The 17,710-nt window shown below is 71.9% G+C and carries 13 protein-coding genes; 9 read left to right on the top strand and 4 right to left on the bottom strand.

The window, feature by feature from the left end:
- Positions 1-16 precede the first annotated feature (16 nt).
- Positions 17-844 (bottom strand): TetR/AcrR family transcriptional regulator C-terminal domain-containing protein, encoded by an 828-nt coding sequence (locus AB0I79_RS04505; protein ID WP_357866751.1) that lies wholly within the window; start codon positions 842-844, stop codon positions 17-19.
- Between the two features lie 119 nt (positions 845-963).
- Here AB0I79_RS04505 and AB0I79_RS04500 point away from each other — a divergent pair, with 119 nt between their 5' ends.
- Positions 964-2,538 (top strand): ATP-binding cassette domain-containing protein, encoded by a 1,575-nt coding sequence (locus AB0I79_RS04500; protein WP_357866749.1) that lies wholly within the window; start codon positions 964-966, stop codon positions 2,536-2,538.
- Between the two features lie 312 nt (positions 2,539-2,850).
- Here AB0I79_RS04500 and AB0I79_RS04495 read toward each other — a convergent pair whose 3' ends face one another.
- Positions 2,851-3,582 carry a VOC family protein gene (locus tag AB0I79_RS04495; protein ID WP_357866746.1) on the bottom strand — a complete coding sequence of 244 codons (732 nt, stop codon included), beginning with the start codon at positions 3,580-3,582 and terminating at the stop codon, positions 2,851-2,853.
- Between the two features lie 181 nt (positions 3,583-3,763).
- Positions 3,764-4,978 (bottom strand): ROK family transcriptional regulator, encoded by a 1,215-nt coding sequence (locus AB0I79_RS04490; protein ID WP_357866743.1) that lies wholly within the window; start codon positions 4,976-4,978, stop codon positions 3,764-3,766.
- A gap of 142 nt (positions 4,979-5,120) precedes the next feature.
- On the opposite strand from AB0I79_RS04490, the gene zwf reads away from it, so the two are divergent.
- From zwf to AB0I79_RS04460, 6 genes are all read left to right on the top strand, one after another.
- Positions 5,121-6,602 (top strand): glucose-6-phosphate dehydrogenase, encoded by a 1,482-nt coding sequence (gene zwf, locus AB0I79_RS04485; protein WP_357866740.1) that lies wholly within the window; start codon positions 5,121-5,123, stop codon positions 6,600-6,602.
- Entirely contained in the window at positions 6,602-8,533 is a 1,932-nt protein-coding gene (gene edd / locus AB0I79_RS04480; RefSeq protein WP_357866738.1) for a phosphogluconate dehydratase, read from the top strand. The genes zwf and edd overlap by 1 nt, the downstream gene beginning before the upstream one ends.
- Before the next feature lie 162 nt (positions 8,534-8,695).
- On the top strand, positions 8,696-9,661 hold the full coding sequence (gene glk, locus AB0I79_RS04475; RefSeq protein ID WP_357866735.1) for a glucokinase: 966 nt from the start codon (positions 8,696-8,698) through the stop codon (positions 9,659-9,661).
- An 80-nt stretch (positions 9,662-9,741) separates the two neighbouring features.
- Positions 9,742-10,353 carry a bifunctional 4-hydroxy-2-oxoglutarate aldolase/2-dehydro-3-deoxy-phosphogluconate aldolase gene (eda, locus tag AB0I79_RS04470; protein WP_357866733.1) on the top strand — a complete coding sequence of 204 codons (612 nt, stop codon included), beginning with the start codon at positions 9,742-9,744 and terminating at the stop codon, positions 10,351-10,353.
- Positions 10,354-10,456: 103 nt separating this feature from the next.
- Entirely contained in the window at positions 10,457-12,055 is a 1,599-nt protein-coding gene (locus AB0I79_RS04465) for an ATP-binding protein (RefSeq protein ID WP_357866731.1), read from the top strand.
- 99 nt (positions 12,056-12,154) lie between these two features.
- Entirely contained in the window at positions 12,155-15,382 is a 3,228-nt protein-coding gene (locus AB0I79_RS04460; RefSeq protein ID WP_357866729.1) for an NACHT domain-containing protein, read from the top strand.
- Here the strand turns inward: AB0I79_RS04460 and AB0I79_RS04455 are convergent.
- A complete protein-coding gene (locus AB0I79_RS04455; protein WP_357866726.1) occupies positions 15,379-16,287 on the bottom strand; it encodes a LysR family transcriptional regulator in 909 nt (302 codons plus the stop codon). The two genes, AB0I79_RS04460 and AB0I79_RS04455, sit on opposite strands and share 4 nt — an antisense overlap.
- Before the next feature lie 87 nt (positions 16,288-16,374).
- Here AB0I79_RS04455 and AB0I79_RS04450 point away from each other — a divergent pair, with 87 nt between their 5' ends.
- Together AB0I79_RS04450 and AB0I79_RS04445 are read left to right on the top strand one after the other, a co-directional pair.
- Positions 16,375-17,238: a xanthine dehydrogenase family protein subunit M gene (locus tag AB0I79_RS04450; RefSeq protein ID WP_357866724.1), complete on the top strand. Its 864-nt coding sequence runs from the start codon at positions 16,375-16,377 to the stop codon at positions 17,236-17,238.
- A gap of 1 nt (position 17,239) precedes the next feature.
- Positions 17,240-17,701: a (2Fe-2S)-binding protein gene (locus tag AB0I79_RS04445; RefSeq protein ID WP_357866722.1), complete on the top strand. Its 462-nt coding sequence runs from the start codon at positions 17,240-17,242 to the stop codon at positions 17,699-17,701.
- Positions 17,702-17,710: the final 9 nt, after the last annotated feature.

Raw genomic sequence — 17,710 nt, 5'->3', positions numbered from 1 at the left:
GGGGGAACGGGCCGCCTCAGGCGCGGGAGCGGGCCATGCCCTCCAGGAGGTAGCCGAGCCCCTCGTCGAACGTGGCGTCCCAGTCGTGCTCCAGCCCGTGCTCGGCCAGCGCCGGGTAGCGGTCGGCACGCTCGCGCAGGAAGGCACTGGTGTCGGTGTCGCCGCCGCGGTCCCAGGTCACCTGCATGATCACGGAGCCCATCACGTAGTTCGACAGGCTGTAGGCGGCCGGCTTCGGCGCGGCGAACCCTGCGGCGGTCAGCGTCTCGTACAGGAACTCGGTGCGCCGCAGCGCGTTGGGGCCCATCAGCGGGCGGTCGAGGAGCGTCGCCGACCACGGATGCCGCAGCAACGCCGCCCGCCAGCGCCGCATCAACCCCCGCACCGGCGCCCGCCAATCACCGCCCGTTCGCGGACCGCCACCACCCGCTGGACCGCCACCACCCGCTGGATCGCCACCACCCGCTGGACCGCCACCACCCGCTGGATCGCCACTTCGCGCTGGATCGCCACCTCCCGCTGCGGCGCCCCCTGCATCCCGCCCTGGAAGCCCGCCGGCCGGATCGCCCCGGACGGCCAGTCCGACCCGCTCGACCAGTTCGACCAGGTCGTCCAGCCTGACCTCGCCGAACACCTCGTCCATGGCCAGGTCCAGCACGTCGTCCTTGGTCTTGACGTGCCAGTAGAGGGTGGTCGAGCCGGTGTCGAGGCGCTCGGCGAGGCGGCGCATGGTCAGCCGCCCCACGCCCTCCTCGTCCAGCAGCGCCACCGCCTCCGCCACGATCCGCTCCAGCGTCAGCGTCTGCCTGGGGGCCTTCTGACTGCGCGACCACACGTTGTCCACCCCGGGATAATACGTTGTACGAGGACCGGATCAATGGTCTAGTTAATAGAACGACGATCCGGAAGCGATCGAATACCGGTCCGGCACGGCGGAACGCCGGTCGAGGAGGAGGGGTCAGGGTGGGGCATGTCGACGTGAGCGGGGTGACGTACCTGCTGCCCGATGGACGGCCCTTGCTGCTGGAGGTGTCGTTCAAGGTCGGCGACGGCGCCAAGGCGGCGCTCGTCGGGCCGAACGGGGCGGGCAAGAGCACGTTGCTGCGGCTCATCGCGGGCGAGGTGACACCGGCCGAGGGTCGGGTCGCCGCCACGGGCGGGGTCGGCGTCATGCGGCAGTTCCTCGGCGAGGGCACCGTACGGGATCTGCTGCTGAGTGTGGCGCCGCGTCAGATCAGGCAGGCATGGACGGCGCTGGAGCGGGCGGAGGCGGCGATCGCGGCGCGCGACGACGAGGAGCGGCAGCTCGGCTACGCCCAGGCCATCGCCGACTACGCCGACGCCGGCGGTTACGAGCTGGAGCTGGTGTGGGACGTGTGCGCCACCGAGGCGCTCGGGCTCCCGTACGAGGAGATCAAGGGCCGGAGCCTGACCACGCTGTCCGGCGGGGAGCAGAAGCGGCTCATGCTGGAGGCGCTGCTGCGCGGGCCCGACGAGGTGCTGCTGCTCGACGAGCCCGACAACTACCTGGACGTACGGGGCAAGCAGTGGCTGGAGCGGGCGATCAGGAGCTCGGGCAAGACGGTGCTGCTCGTCTCGCACGACCGGCGGCTGCTGGCCGAGGCCGCCGACCGCATCATCACGGTCGAGGGGCGGGGCGTGTGGGTGCACGGCGGCGGGTTCGCCGGTTACGCCGAGGCGCGCAGACGGCGCAAGGAGCGGCTGGAGGAGCTGCGGCAGCGCTGGGAGGAGGAGCGGGCCCGGCTGCGGCGGCTCGTGCACGTCCTGCGGCAGCGCTCGGCCGGCAACGACGCGCTGGCGGGGGCGTACCAGTCGGCGGTGACACGACTGGACCGGTTCGAGCGGGCGGGGCCACCCCAGCGCACGCCGAAGGAGCAGAACGTCCGCATGCGGCTGCGCGGCGGCCGCACCGGCAAGCGGGCGGTCGTCTGCGAGGAGCTGGAGCTGAGCGGGCTGCTGCGGCCGTTCTCCACCGAGATCTGGTACGGCGAACGCGTCGGTGTGCTCGGCATGAACGGCACCGGCAAGTCCCACTTCCTGCGCCTGCTGGCCGGCGAGCCGATCGCGCACACCGGCGTCGCCCGCCTGGGCGCCCGGGTCTCCCCCGGCCACTTCGCCCAGACCCATCTACGCCCGGACCTGCGCGGTCGTCCCGCGGCCGAGGTGGTCATGCACGAGCACGCGATGACCCGCAACGAGGCGATGGCGGCGCTGGCCCGCTACGAGCTGGCGCCGGCGGGCGGCCAGCCGTTCGAGACGCTGTCGGGCGGGCAGCAGGCGCGGCTGCAGATCCTGCTGCTGGAGCTGTCGGGCGCGACGCTGCTGCTGCTCGACGAGCCGACGGACAACCTGGACCTGGCCAGCGCGGAAGCCTTGCAGGCCGGGCTGGGCGGCTTCGAGGGCACGGTGCTGGCCGTGACCCACGACCGCTGGTTCGCCGACGATCTGGACCGGTACCTGGTCTTCGGCGCGGACGGGCTGGTCCGGGAGAGCGACACGCCGCGCTGGGACCTCTGACGCCGAGTGGCCGCACGCCTGCGCTCCTCGCAGGCCACCGCGCTTGTCATGACGAACCGACCAGGATCCATCGCTCGACGACTCAAGGCTCGAGTGGGCCGCACTCTGGAAGGCGCTCCCCAAGGTGGTGTTCTCCACCACGCTGACGGCCGTGCAGGGCAACGCCCGCCCGCCCTCCGGCGACCGGCTGGAGGAGATCGAGGTCGTCCACCTCCGCCACCGCGTGGCGCGCCAGCGGTCCGAGGGCGAGGTGTCCGAAGGGAACACGGCGCAGGCGCGCTCGGCCAGGCGGTGGGGCGTACGGCGACGCGGTCAGTGCGATTGCGGGGGCATGACACAGAACTCGTGGCCGTCAGGATCGGTCATCACGACCCAGTCGGCCGCGTCGCCCTGGCCGATGTCGACGGGCGTCGCCCCGAGGGAGATGAGCCGGTCGACCTCCGCTCGCTGATCACCGCCGGTGGCGGGAGCGAGGTCGAAGTGCAGGCGGTACTTGCCGGTCTTCGGGTCCAGCGGCGGACCGCCCCAGGTGATCTTCGGGCCGCCGTGCGGTGATCGGATGGCGGTCTCCTGGTTCTGGTCCCAGACCAGGGGCCAGCCGAGCGCCGCGCTCCAGAAGTAGCCCGTCTCCTGCGAGCCGTCGCACGCGAGCGCTCCGATGAACCCGCAGTCGGCGAGGAACTTGTTGTCCGGCTCGATGACGCAGAACTCGTTGCCCTCGGGATCGGCGAGCACGACGTGCGCCTCTTCCGGGCCCTGCCCGATGTCGATGTGGCGGGCGCCGAGTTCGAGCGCCCTGGCCACCGTCCGCTGCTGGTTCTCGAGGGACGTGCTCGTCAGGTCGAAGTGCATCTGGTTCTGGCCGGCCTTCTTCTCCTGCGAGGCGAGGAACCGGATCCGGAACCCGGTGTCATCGCCCGGCAGGAGCGTGAAGCCGCCCCGGGGGTCGTCGGCCGTCTCCCAGCCCAGGATGCCGGCCCAGAAGCGTGCGAGACGGAGCGGGTCGTGCGCGTCGAAGCAGAGCGCGATGAGGCGGCAGGTCACTTCGCTCCGCACCTCCGATCTGTTGGAGCGATCAATGCCGGGAAGGCAGGGCATGTCACCTCACGCCGTGAAAAGGTGACGCCGATCACCCGCTGGGCAGAGGCGGCACCGGCCATGCTGGCACGCTCCCCGATGATCCTCTACAGGTTTTCCGCTCCCGCCTCCGCGAGCCGGGCCGCGCTCAGCCCGCTTCCGTGGCGGGCAGGCGATCCCGCCGCAGCGCCGTCAGCGTCATGGTCTCGTCCACGGCCTCGGGTGACAGCACGTGGTCCAGCACCATCACCGCACACCCGCTGATCCCGGCCCCCGCGCCGAGCCGGCTGGGCTCGATGCGCAGCCGCCGGGTGGCCAGGGCGGTGGAGCGGCGGTAGACGACCTCGCGGATGCTCGACACCAGCGGCCCGAACGCCTCCGCCACGTCACCTCCGAGCACCACCACGGACGGGTTGAGGATGTTGACGGCCCCGGCCAGCACCTCGCCGATCCGCCGGCCGGCCTCGCGGACCGTGGCCATGGTCTCGGCGTCGCCCGCCCGTACGAGCGCGGTCACGTCGGCGATCGTCTTGACGTCCTTGCCGCTCGCCCGCAGCTCGCGCAGCAGCGCGGTGCCGCTCGCGACGGAGTCGACGCAGTCGTAGTTGCCACAGCGGCACAGCACGCCGCCCCCGTCCAGCACGGGGATGTGCCCGATCTCGCCCGCCGCGCCCAGCGCGCCGCGCAGGATGCCGCCGCCGGCGATCACGCCGGCGCCGATGCGGGTGGAGATCTTCACGAACATCAGGTCGTCGAGGTCGGGGTACGCGCCGCGGTGCTCGCCGATGGCCAGCACGTTCACGTCGTTGTCGACGAGCACGGGCACGGGGAAGCGCTCGCGGATGATCGGCGGGATGACGACGCCGGTCCAGGAGGCCATGACGCGGGCACTCTCCGTACGGCCCTGCGCGAACTCGACCGTGGCGGGCACGCCCATCCCGACGCCCTGGATCATCGAGCGCGGCCGGTCGCCGAGCAGCTCGTCCCAGGTGTCCATGAGCAGCGGCAGCACGATGTCGGGCCCCTGCTCCACGTCCATCGCGAACTCGCGCCCGGCCAGCTCGGCCCCGGCGAGGTCGCAGACCGACACCCGGGTCCGGGAGGCGCCGAGCGCCGCCACCAGCACCACGCCGCCCGACGCGTTGAACTCCAGCCGGACCGGCGGCCGCCCGCCGGTGGACGGGGCGTCGGTGCGCTCCACGACCAGGCCGCGTTCGAGCAGCTCGCCGACGCGCAACTGCACCGCGGGGCGCGAAAGGCCGGTCACCCGGCCGAGGTCGGCCCGCGTCACGGCCTCACCGGTGCGGATGAGGCGGAGCACCTCGCCACTGGTGGCGAGGGCGGCAGCGGTACGTCGAGGCATCGGCTAAGTGAACCACATGCGGTTGTGTCATGAAAAGTCGCGACTTTTTTATCTCAAATACCAAAACTCCGCTTGTGTGAGACCCAAACTCTGGTTAGTGTCCGTTCTGTCCCTGCTTGGTAGATCATCGGAGCCCCTCACCGTGTCCACCGCCGAAACCTCCACCGGCCCCGTCGCCCACACCGCCGATCTCGTCGTGTTCGGCGGCACCGGCGACCTGTCCATGCGCAAGCTGATCCCGGCGCTGTACCACAGCGACAGGGAGGGCAGGCTCTCCCCGCAGACCCGCGTCATCGCGATGTCCAGGGGCGGGCTGACCGACGCCGACTTCCGCGGCAAGGTGGACGCCGAGGTACGCAGCCGGCTCCCCGTGGAGGACGAGAGCCAGTGGCAGCGGTTCCTGTCCCGCCTGCACCACGTGTCGGTGGACGTCGGCCGCGACGACACCTCCGGCTGGAGCGCGCTGGCCGAGCTGCTGGCCGGTCACGAGGCCCGCGACCGGGTGTTCTACCTGGCCAGCCCGCCGAGGACGTTCGGCCCGTTCTGCCGCGAGCTGGAGCAGGCCGGCCTGGTGACGCCGCGCTCGCGCGTGGTGCTGGAGAAGCCGCTGGGCCACGACCTGACGAGCGCGCAGCGCATCAACGACGAGGTCGGCGCCATCTTCGACGAGCGCCAGATCTTCCGCATCGACCACTACCTGGGCAAGGAGACGGTGCAGAACCTGCTGGTCCTGCGCTTCGCCAACGCCTTCCTGGAGCCGATCTGGAACTCGCTGTGGATCGACCACGTCCAGATCACGGCCGCCGAGACGGTCGGCACGCCGGGCAGGCGCGGCTACTACGACCACGCGGGCGCGCTGCGCGACATGGTGCAGAACCATCTGCTGCAGCTCCTGACGCTGACCGCGATGGAGCCGCCGGCCCGCAACGACCGCGAGGCCATCCGCGACGAGAAGGTCAAGGTGCTGCAGGCGCTGCGGCCGATCGCGGGCGGCGAGGTGGAACGTTTCACCGTGCGCGGCCAGTACACCGAGGCCGGCGACATGGTGGGCTACCTCGACGAGCCCGCCTCCACCCCGCCGAACGAGGCCTCGCGGCGGGTGGAGACGTTCACCGCGATCCGGGCCGAGATCAAGAACTGGCGGTGGGCGGGGGTGCCGTTCTACCTGCGCACCGGCAAGCGCATGCCGTACCGGCGCTCGGAGATCGTGGTGCAGTTCAAGGACGTGCCGCACTCCATCTTCCCCGGCGGCGCCCCGAACCGTCTCGTGCTGCGGCTCCAGCCGGAGGAGGGCATCGAGCTGCACATCATGGCCAAGGAGCCGGGCGCGGGCGAGACGACGCTCAAGCCGGTGCCGCTGTCGCTGAGCTTCGGCAAGACGTTCACGGCGCGCGTGCCCGAGGCGTACGAGCGGCTGCTGATGGACGTGCTGGCCGGTAACCCGACGCTGTTCATGCGCCGCGACGAGGTCGAGGCGGCCTGGCGGTGGATCGACCCGATCCTCGACGCCTGGGCGGCCGACCCCGCGCTGCCCGAGCCCTACCCCGCAGGAACCACCGGCCCCGCCGGAGCCCACGAGCTGCTCGGACGCAGCGGTCGTGCCTGGCACGAGGAGGAAATGTGATGAACCACGTCATCCAGGAAATCACCGACCGGATCATCGAGCGCAGCGCCGCCAGCCGTACCGCGTACCTGGAGCGGATCCGCCGCGAGGGCGAGGCCGCCAGGGCGAAGGGCCCGGCGCGGGCGCACCTCGGCTGCGCGAACCTCGCGCACGGCTTCGCGGGCGCCCCGGCCGAGGACAAGCCGGTGCTGCGCGGCTCGGCCAAGCCCGGCGTGGCCATCGTGACCAGCTACAACGACATGCTGTCCGCGCACCAACCGTACGAGACGTACCCTCCGGAGCTGAAGCAGGCCGTGCGCAAGGCGGGCGGCGTGGCGCAGGTGGCGGGCGGCGTGCCGGCCATGTGCGACGGCATCACGCAGGGCCGGGCCGGCATGGAGCTGTCGCTCTACAGCCGCGACGTGATCGCCATGTCCACCGCGATCGCGCTGTCGCACGACATGTTCGACTCCACGCTGCTGCTGGGCGTGTGCGACAAGATCGTGCCCGGGCTGTTCATCGGGGCGCTGCACTTCGGGCACCTGCCCGCGATCTTCGTGCCCGCGGGCCCGATGACCTCGGGCCTGCCGAACAAGGTCAAGGCCCGCACCCGGCAGCTCTTCGCCGAGGGCAAGGTCGGCAGGGACGAGCTGCTCGACGCCGAGGCCAAGTCGTACCACTCCCCCGGCACCTGCACCTTCTACGGCACCGCGAACTCCAACCAGGCGCTGATGGAGGTCATGGGCCTGCACCTGCCGGGCTCGACGTTCGTCAACCCGCACACCGAGCTGCGCCACGCGCTCACGCAGGCCGCCGGGCGCAGGGCGGTGGAGATCACCGCGCACGGCGCCGAGTACACGCCGATCGGCGAGCTGGTGGACGAGAAGGCGATCGTGAACGCCTGCGTCGCGCTGCTGGCCACCGGCGGCTCCACGAACCACACGCTGCACCTGGTCGCCATGGCCGCCGCCGCGGGCATCGTGCTGACCTGGGACGACCTGGCCTGCCTGTCCGAGGTCGTGCCGTCGCTGACCAAGATCTACCCGAACGGCCAGGCGGACGTGAACCACTTCCGCGACGCCGGCGGCATGCAGGTCCTCATCGGCGACCTGCTGGACGAGGGGCTGCTGCACGGGGACGTCATGACCGTGGCGGGCCCCGGCCTCGACCGTTACCGCGAGGCGCCGGAGCTGGTGGACGGCGAGCTGGTCTGGGCGCCGGTCACCGGCGGCAGCAAGGACCTGGACGTGCTGCGCCCGGCCGCCGACCCGTTCTCGGCCGACGGCGGCATCCACATGGTCGAGGGCAACCTGGGCCGCGCCGTCAGCAAGGTCTCGGCGGTCAAGCCGGAGCACCTGGTGATCGAGGCGCCGGCCAAGGTCTTCCACGACCAGCTCGACCTGCTGAAGGCGTTCGAGGCGGGCGAGCTGGACGGGCAGGACTTCGTGGCGGTCATCCGCTACCAGGGCCCGAGCGCGAACGGCATGCCCGAGCTGCACAAGCTCACCTCGCCGCTGGCCGTGCTGCTCGACCGGGGTCAGCGGGTGGCCATCGTCACCGACGGCCGCATGTCGGGCGCGTCGGGCAAGGTGCCGGCGGCCATCCACCTGTCGCCCGAGGCGGCCGACGGCGGGCCGATCGCGCTGGTGCGCGACGGCGACGTGATCAGGCTGGACTCGGTGGCGGGCACGCTGGAGCTGCTGGTGCCGGCCGAGGAGCTGGCCCGGCGCACGCCCGAGGGCCGGCCGCTGAGCGACGCGCAGTGGGTCGGCACGGGGCGCGAGCTGTTCGCCGCCTTCCGCCGGATGGCGGGTCACGCCGAGCAGGGCGCGGGCATCTTCGGGGTGAGCGGTGCCGAGTCGCCGCACCACGGCCCCGGGCTGGGCTTCCCCGCCGAGGCGGGCTCGTCCCACCTCGAGACGGGCGCGCCGGTCGGCGCGCTGGTTCGGTGACGGGGTATTTGCCGGTACGGTGCTTTGTGTCCGTTTGGCGCGCGCTGAACGCTCCTGAGCCCGTACGTCCGCACCACCCCGCATGGGGAGACGTGAACGATCGTGGGATCCTTCGGTGTATGGCGAGCGATCTTGACGCCGCCCCGAATGCCGGAGGTATCCGTGAATGCCTTTGACCTTCCGTGGCTCGTCGCCGACATCGGGGGGACCAACGCCCGGTTCGGCCTGGTCACCTCGCTGGGGGCGCGCCCGTCGAACGTCGCGGTCCTGCCCGGTGCCGACTACCCCACCCTCCCCGAAGCCGTAGCCGCCTATCTCGCGGAGCACGCGGGCGGAGTGCGACCGGGGGCGGCCTGTCTGGCGCTGGCGGGCCCGATCGACGGCGACCGCTACCGGCTCACGAACTCCCACTGGGCCGGCTCCATCCGCGACCTCGGCGTGCCGTACGCCCGGCTGCTCAACGACTTCGAGGCGCTGGCCGTGTCGCTGCCCCACCTGGCGGGCGACGAGCTGGTGTCCCTGGGCGGGCCCGCGCCCGAGCACGGCGTCAAGGCGGTGCTGGGCCCGGGGACCGGCCTCGGCGTGGGCGGGCTGGTGCCCACCGAGCACGGCTGGACGGCGATCCCCGGTGAGGGCGGGCACGCCACGGTGCCGGTGTTCGAGCCGCGCGAGATCGAGATCGTCCGCGCGATGCAGTCGCAGGGCCTGCCGCACGTGGTGGCCGAACACCTGCTGTCGGGCCCGGGGCTGGTGCGCCTGCACCGGGCGCTGGCCCTGGTGAACGGCGTCAGCGCGCCCGGCCTGACCGCCTCCGACATCGTGGCCAGGGTGGACGACTCGCTGTGCGCGGAGACGGTCGAGGTGTTCTGCGGCATGCTCGGCACCTTCGCCGGCAACGTGGCCCTGACGCTCGGCGCCCGGGGAGGGGTGTACCTGGCCGGCGGGGTGCTGCCCCGGATCGTGGAGCGCGTGCGTGCCAGCAGCTTCCGTACGCGCTTCGAGGACAACCCCGACATGGCCGCCTACCTGTCGGAGATCGGCACCGTGCTGATCGTCGCGGCCCAGCCCGGGATGACGGGCGCGGCCGCCTGGCTGAGCCAGCACGCCCGCACGGAGCTGGTGGGCTGACTGAAGCCCACCAGGTGGGCAGGTGACCATGTTGTACAGGACAAGACGACGGCCGTGAGGCCGGCGAGGAGAGAAACCCCATGAGCCTGCTCGATCTCGCTCCAGTGATCCCCGTCGTGGTGATCGAGGACGCCGGGACCGCCGTCCCGATGGCCCGCGCCCTGGTGGCCGGCGGCCTGCCGGTCATCGAGGTGACCCTGCGCACGCCCGCCGCCCGCGAGGCCATCGCCAGGATCGCCGAGGAGGTGCCCGAGGCGACGGTGGGCGCGGGGACGATCCGGACCACCGACGACATCGCGGCCTCCGTGTCGGCGGGGGCGAAGTTCCTCGTCTCGCCGGGCACGACCCTGTCGCTGGTCGAGGCGCTGGACTCCAGCGGCGTGCCGTACCTGCCGGGTGCGGCCACCGTGTCGGAGATCATGGCGCTGGCGGAGCGGGGGCTCAAGGAGCTGAAGTTCTTCCCCGCCGAGGCCGCGGGCGGCATCCCGTACCTCAAGTCGCTGTCCGGGCCGCTGCCCGACGTGCGCTTCTGCCCGACGGGCGGCATCAAGCCGGAGACCGCCCGCGACTACCTCGCGCTGCCGAACGTGGGCTGCGTCGGGGGTAGCTGGCTGACCCCGGCCGACGCGCTGGCCGCCGGCGACTGGGGCCGCGTGGAGAAGCTCGCCGCCGAAGCGGCGGCTCTCAGGTAGCCCGCGAGAGCTGAGCCGGGGCGGTCACCGCGCCCCGGCTTTTTCGCACGCGGGCTACCTGAGAGCGGAGGACACCCACACTCGGTGATGACAGAATGCAGTCATGCGGCCACCCGGAGCGAAGTACTTCAACACCACCGGCCCCTGCGGCCCGCGGCACCACTACATGCTGCCCCCCGCGCAGCGGCTTCCCCAGGCGCGGGTGCTCATCGAGATGGATCGCTACTTCGTGCTGCACGCGCCCCGGCAGACCGGCAAGACGACCACGCTGCGCACCCTGGCCTCCGAGCTGACCGCTGAGGGCGACATCGCCGCCCTGATGCTCTCCTGCGAGCGCGCCAAGTCGGCCGGCGACGACTACGGCGCCGCGGAGTCACTGCTGCTGGACTCTCTCCGCGAGGCCGCGGAACGGTCGGGATGGCCGAAGAAGCTGCTGCCGCCGGATTCCTGGCCGGAGGTCACGCCGGGCAGCCGGTTCGGTTCCGCGCTGAGCGCGTGGTGCCGCCGCTGCCCGCGCCGGGTGGTGCTGTTCATGGACGAGATCGACGCCCTGCAGGGCAACAGCCTGGTCAGCATCCTCAGCCAGCTCCGTGACGGCCACAACGCCCGGCACGAGGGCCATCCGTTTCCCGCGTCCGTGGTGCTGTGCGGATTGCGTGACCTGCGCGACTACAAGGTCGCCTCGGGCGGCGCCCCCGACCGGTACAACGCGGCCAGCCCGTTCAACATCGTCGCCGAGTCGCTGCGCCTGGGAGACTTCACCACCGACGAGATCACCGCACTGTACGACCAGCACACGCAGGCGACCGGCCAGGAGTTCGCCAAGGACGCCGTGGACCGGGTCTTCGAGCTGACCCAGGGACAACCCTGGCTGGTCAACGCGCTCGCCCATGAGATCACCTTCAAGATGGGAGTGACCGGCGCCATCACCGCCGGGCAAGTGGAGGAGGCCAAGGAGCGGCTGATCCGGGCGCGCGCCACCCACCTGGACGCCCTGGCGGCCCGGCTGCACGAGCCCCGGGTCAAGCGGGTGATCGAGCCCATCGTGGCCGGCACGCTGCCGAGCATGGACAGCAGCATCGACGACGACGTCTCCTACGTCCACGACCTGGGCCTCATTCGCGGACCCATGGATCTGGAGATCGCCAACCCCATCTATCGCGAAGTCCTGCTCCGGGTGCTGGGCGATCGCGCGGCGCGGCTGGTCAAGGCCGATCCGCACAGCTTCGTGCTGCCGGACGGCCGCTTCGACCTGCCGCGCCTGCTGCAGGAGTTCGTCGTGTTCTGGCGCGAGCACGGCGAGATGCTCATCCAGCAGGAGGGCTACCACGAGGCCGCCTGCCAGATCATCCTGATGGCCTTCCTGCACCGCCTGGTCAACGGCGGCGGCCAGCTCGACCGCGAGTACGCCGCGGGCACCAAACGCCTGGACGTCCTGGTCCGCTGGCCCTACCCCGGCCCCGGAGGCGACCGCCTCGTGCAGCGCGAGGCCATGGAGCTGAAGGTCTGGCGGGCAGGCGACAACGACCCCCTGCCGGACGGCCTCGCCCAGCTCGACCGCTACCTGGACCGCCTCACCCTCTCCACCGGCGTGCTGGTGATCTTCGACCGGCGCCCCGAGGCCCCACCGTGGAAGGAACGCGGCGCCTTCGAGGAGGCGGTCACCCCGTCCGGCCGCCAGGTCACCGTCCTGCGGGTGTGACCAGGGCTTGCCCGCCGAGCGCTGAGCCATTGCGAAGGCCGCCGAGCGAGGCAGGAGTGAGCGCGGCGGACGGCAGCGGAATGCCGGGATAATGATCCGGTGGCCCTGGAAACAGCCGCCCTGAAGGTGGGCACGGCGGTCGGCGAACGCGCCATGCGCACGTGGCTGACCGCCCGATCGGCCGGCGAGAGCAGCCGCCTGCCGCTCGTCGAGCTCATGCGCACGCGCTTCCCCGACCATCTGGTGCGCCGCAAGGCCCAGCGGCAGCTCGAGGACATCGCGGACGCCGTGACGACGCGGGTCATGAAGCTGTGCGGGCACGAGTTCCCCGGGCTCGGCGACGAGGACCGCGAGGTCGTGCTCGCCGAGATACAGCACACGCTGGACCGCGCGGACCTGTCCGACCGCGCCCTGCTGGCCGCCGACGCCGACCCGGTGCGGCTCGCGCGCGAGCTGCGCCGGGCCCTGCCCGCGCCCAAGAACCTGGACGAGAGGCAGTCGCGGCTGTACGAGGTCGTGCTCGACGAGTGCTGCGACTGCCTGGTCAGGGTCGTCCGGCACCTGCCCGAGTTCCAGCCGCGCGCCGCGGCCGAGACGCTCTCGCGGCTGTCGGGGCTCGGCGAGCAACTCGCCGCGATGCTGGCGCGGCTGCCGGTGCGCACGCTGGAGGCGCCCGACGGCACCGACAGGGACGCCGAGTTCCGCCGCCGCTACCTGGAGCACGTCTCGCGCACGCTCGACAACCTCGAGCTCCTCGGCGTGCGCACCGAGCGCTACCGGCCACGCCCCTCCCTGAGCGTGGCCTACATCAGCCTGTCCGTCACCGCCAACCCCAGGCCGGTCCCCGGCTCGTGGCACGACCACGAGCCCGCCACCATGCGGGTGGAGAGCGCGCTCGGCGGGGGACGGCGCATGCTGCTGCGCGGCGAGGCCGGCAGCGGTAAGAGCACGCTGCTGCGCTGGCTGGCGATCACGGCCGCGCGGGGCGCGTTCGAGGGCGAGCTGTCCGAGTGGAACGGCTGCGTGCCGTTCCTGGTGAAGCTGCGCAGCCACGCCGACCGTGATCTGCCGAGACCCGAACAGCTCCTCGACCTGACGGCCGGGGCGCTGGCCGGGCTCATGCCCTCCGGCTGGGCGCACCGGCAGCTCGCGTCCGGGCGGGCGCTGCTCATGATCGACGGCGTGGACGAGCTGACCGGCGCCCAGCGCAAGGCCATCAAGCCGTGGCTGCGCGGGCTGCTTGCCGAGTTCCCCGAGATCCGGGTCGTCGTGACGAGCCGCCCGCCGGCCGCCGGGGCGTCGTGGCTGGACGAGGAGGGGTTCGCACCCGCGTTCCTGGAGCGGATGACGCCGTCGGATGTGCGCGCGCTGATCGCGCACTGGCACGAGGCGATCAGGAACAGCCCCGATCTCCCCTGCCCGCCCGAGCACCTGCCCGTCGTGGAGGCGCGGCTCCTGGCCCACCTCGACAGCGCGCCGCACCTGCGCGCGCTCGCGGCCACGCCGCTGCTGGCCTCCATGTTGTGCGCGCTCAACCTCGACCGCGCCTCCCAGCTCCCGCCCGATCGCATGGGCCTGTACGCGGCGGCGCTGGAGATGCTGCTGGAACGCAGGGACGCCGAGCGGGTCATCCCGAGCTACGACGAGGTCCGGCTCAACCGCTCGCAGAAGCTGCAGGTGTTGCAGGAGCTGGCCTGGCAGCTCTCGGTGACCAACCGGGTGGAGCTGGCCAAGCCGGCCGCGCTGGCGTGGGTGGACAGGGTCGTCGCCACCATGCCCAGGGTTCAGGCCACGGGCGCGCAGGTGCTCGACTACCTGCTCGACCGCAGCGGCGTGATCCGGGAGCCGGTGGAGGGGCGGATCGACTTCGTGCACCGGAGCGTGCAGGAGTACCTGACGGCGCGGGCCGCGGCCGAGGTGGGAGACGTCGAGCCGCTGGTCCTCAACGCACACCGCGACCAGTGGCGCGACGTCGTGGTCATGGCCGCCGGCCACGCGAACGGACCCGTGCGGGAGGAACTGCTCGGCGGGCTGCTGTCCCGCATGTCGGCGGAACCCCGGCACGCGCGCCGGGTCAAGATCGTGGTGGCCGCCTGCCTGGAGACGCTGCCCTCGGTGCCCGGGCGGGTGCGGGAGGCCGTGGACAAGTGCCTCCACGACCTCATCCCACCCCGGGACACCGCCGCGGCGCGATCGCTGGCGCTGGCCGGACAGGTCGTGCTCGACCGCTTGCCCAAGGACCTGCGGGGGCTCTCCCCCGCCGCGGCCCGAGCCTGTGTGCGGACGGCCTGGCTGGTCAACGGCCCGGAGGCGCTCGCCCTGCTGGCGGGCTACGCGGTCTGCGACCGGCCTGAGGCCAGGAACGAGCTGGCCAGGGGGTGGGCGTACTTCGAGCCGAACCTGTACGCCGAGCGAGTCCTCTCCGCCATGCCGACACAGCCGGAACACCTCTTCGTGAACACGCCCGGGCAACTGAACGCCGTGCGTGAGCTTCCACCGCAGCGGTGCATCACCGTCAACCCGGCGACCGAGGTGCTGGATCTCAGCCCGCTGCTCCGCCATCGCGACTCTCTGGCCGAGCTCGTGCTGGGCGAGGAGGTCCGCCGGGCGGATCTGCGCATCGTGGGCCACCTGCGCGAGTTGCGGCGCTTCGGCGCCATCGGGTGCGGGGAGCTCACCTTTCTCTCCGAACTGCACCACCTCACCAAGGTGAAGCTCATCCAAGTTCCGATATCGGATTTCTCCTGCCTGGGGAACCTTCCCGAGCTGCGGTACCTCCAGATCGCGGGAGCCGGTTCCCGGACGACGTGGGACCTCATGCCGCCGCTTGACGGCCTGCACGTGCTCCTGCTCTCCGGGCTGCCGATGGTGAGCTCCGTGAGCGAGGTCGTCGATCGGGCGCCGCATCTGCGGACCTTGTGGCTGGCGGAGTACGACAGCCTGACGGATCTGGACGCGCTCGAACGTCTCGACCTCGAGAGGCTGCACCTGACAGGCATCGGGAACCTCGATGACCTCTCCCCCCTCACGGGGTGCCGCGCTCTCGCCTGGCTGACCCTGGACGAGACACCGGTGCACGATCTGCGGCCTCTGCAGAACCTCGACCGGCTGCAGCTCCTCGACCTGCGCGGCTGCCGCGAGCTGCGGGACCTCTCGCCTCTGGCCGGGCTGAGCGCGCTGGAGGTGCTCGATCTCCACGACGCCTCCCCCGGCCTCGATCTGGCGCCACTCGCCGAGAACCCGAAGCTCCAGGTGCGGATCAAGCACGGGCAGGAGGTGCGCAACGGTCACCTGCTCGGCAAGCGGCTCAAGCGCACCACGTACTAACTCCAGATCGACACGTGCACCGGCGGACGGAAGCGGCTGCGCGGTATCCCCTCGTCCGGCGTGCGCATGATCTGCGTGGCCGCCGGGGCGGTGAGGAAGTCGAGGAAGGTGCCCGCGGCGGCCGATCGGGTGGCGGGCTCCAGGGTGGTGGCGTACCAGTAGGCGGGCAGCGGGGTGGCGGGCGTCTCGATGGGGACGAGCTCGCCCCGGCGTAACTGCGACGACACCAGGTGCGCGGTGGCGGGCGCGACGCCCGCGCCCTCGGCCGCCGCCTTCCAGGCCGCCGTCTGGTTGGCGAAGACGCGTACCTGGGACTCCTGGACGCGCAGGAGGCGCAGCAGGCGGCTGGTGTCGCTGTCCGGGTCGGTGCCGGACGGGCCGACGAGCCACTGGTCGCGCCGCCCGCGCGGGGAGCCGACGACGATGAGGCGGCAGCGCAGGACCGGGCGGCTCACCAGGCCCTCACTGGTGGCCTGAGCCCCGAGCGCGACATCGGCCAGGCGGCTGGACAGCAGGAGCGGGACCTCGGCCGTGGCGGCCACCCCCGTGGTGGCGTCCACGGACTTGCGCTGGGTGAACAGGCAGAGCAGCGGGCCCGCCACGTACTCCGCCAGTCCGGCGTCCATGACGACGTGCAGGCGCGAAGGGCGGCCCTGCTGGACGGCGGCGACGGCCTCCGCGCCGAGGGCGACCATCTGGGAGGCGATCCCGAGCAGGCGCCTGCCGCCCTCCGTGAGCACCATGCGGTCGCCGGAGCGGGCGACCAGCGGGTCGCCGAGGTGCCGGCGGAGCTGGGCCAGCGACTGGGAGACGGCGGGCTCGCTGACGCCGAGCGCCCGCGCGGCGGCCTTGACCGAGCCGAGGCGGGCGACGAAAACGAAGGCGCCGAGCTGGCTGAGAGTCACGTCTCCCTTCTTAGTTCTCCGGACCGCATTAAGGAAAGCCTTATTTGCGGATTGTCGCGACAAATCGGTAACCGCTTATGTGCTCTCATGCAGGTTCCCGCGACGTTCGAATACGAGAGAGCGAACAGCGTCCCGCACGCGCTGGAGCTCCTGGAGCGCTACGGGCCCGAGGCGAGGGTCGTCGCAGGTGGGCACAGTCTCATCCCGATGATGAAGCTCCGCCTGGCCCAGCCGGAGGCGCTGATCGACATCAATGACCTGGCCGATGAGCTGGGCGGCATCGCCGTGGAGGGCGAGGAGCTGGCGATCGGGGCGATGGTGCGGCACACGGAGTTGCTGGAGAGCGCCACCGCCACCGACCTTTTCCCGATATTTCGGGATGCGGAGCGCGTTATTGCTGACCCAATAGTGCGAAATCGGGGGACCGTTGGCGGTTCTCTCTGCCAAGGGGATCCCTCGGAGGATTTGTCGGCCGTGTTCGCGGCATTGCGGGCGACCGCGGTCATCCAGGGGCCGGGCGGAACGCGTACCGTGCCTGTCAGGGAGTTCCACGAGGGTCCTTACGAGACCGCCGTCCAGCCGAACGAGCTGCTGATCCAGCTCCGCGTGCCCGTCGCGCCCGGCACGGGCAGCGCGTACGAGAAGGTCGAGCGGCGCGTCGGCGACTGGCCCGTGGCGGCGGCCGGCGCGGTGCTGCGGATCGAGGGCGGCACGATCGCGCAGGCCGGCATCGGGCTGACGGCGGTCGGCGCCGGGCACTTCTGCGCCCCCGAGGCCGAGGCCTTCCTGTCCGGCCGGGCGCCGGACGAGGAGGCGTTCACGCAGGCGGGCCGGATCGCCGCCGAGCACTGCGAGCCGCACGCCGACCAGCGCGGCCCCGCCGACTACAAGCGCCACCTGGCCGCCGAGCTGACCCGGCGCGCGCTGGCCAGGGCCGCAGGGAGGATCTGAGATGCGGATCACGGTCTCCGTGAACGGGCAGTCGTACACCAGGGACGTCGAGCCGCGGCTGCTGCTCGTGCACTTCCTGCGCGACGAGCTGAGTCTGACCGGCACCCACTGGGGCTGCGACACCTCCAACTGCGGGGTGTGCACGGTGCAGCTCGACGGCGTGCCGGTCAAGTCGTGCACGGTGCTGGCCGTCATGGCCGACGGGCACGAGGTCACCACCGTGGAGGGGCTGGAGCGCGACGGCGAGCTGGACGCTGTGCAGAAGGGGTTCGTGGAGTGTCACGGGCTGCAGTGCGGGTTCTGCACGCCGGGCATGCTGCTGACCGCGCAGGCCCTGCTCGACCGCCACCCCGATCCCGACGAGGCGCAGATCCGCGAGGCGATCTCGGGCCAGCTGTGCCGGTGCACGGGTTACGAGAACATCGTCCGTTCGATCCGTTGGGCAGCGGAGGCGAAATCATGAGTTATGGGC

The sequence above is a fragment of the Nonomuraea sp. NPDC050202 genome, assembly GCF_040656115.1.
Classification (GTDB): Bacteria; Actinomycetota; Actinomycetes; order Streptosporangiales; family Streptosporangiaceae; genus Nonomuraea.
Note: the sequence above shows the minus strand (reverse complement) of the source record. Positions and strands in the feature narration are given on the sequence as shown.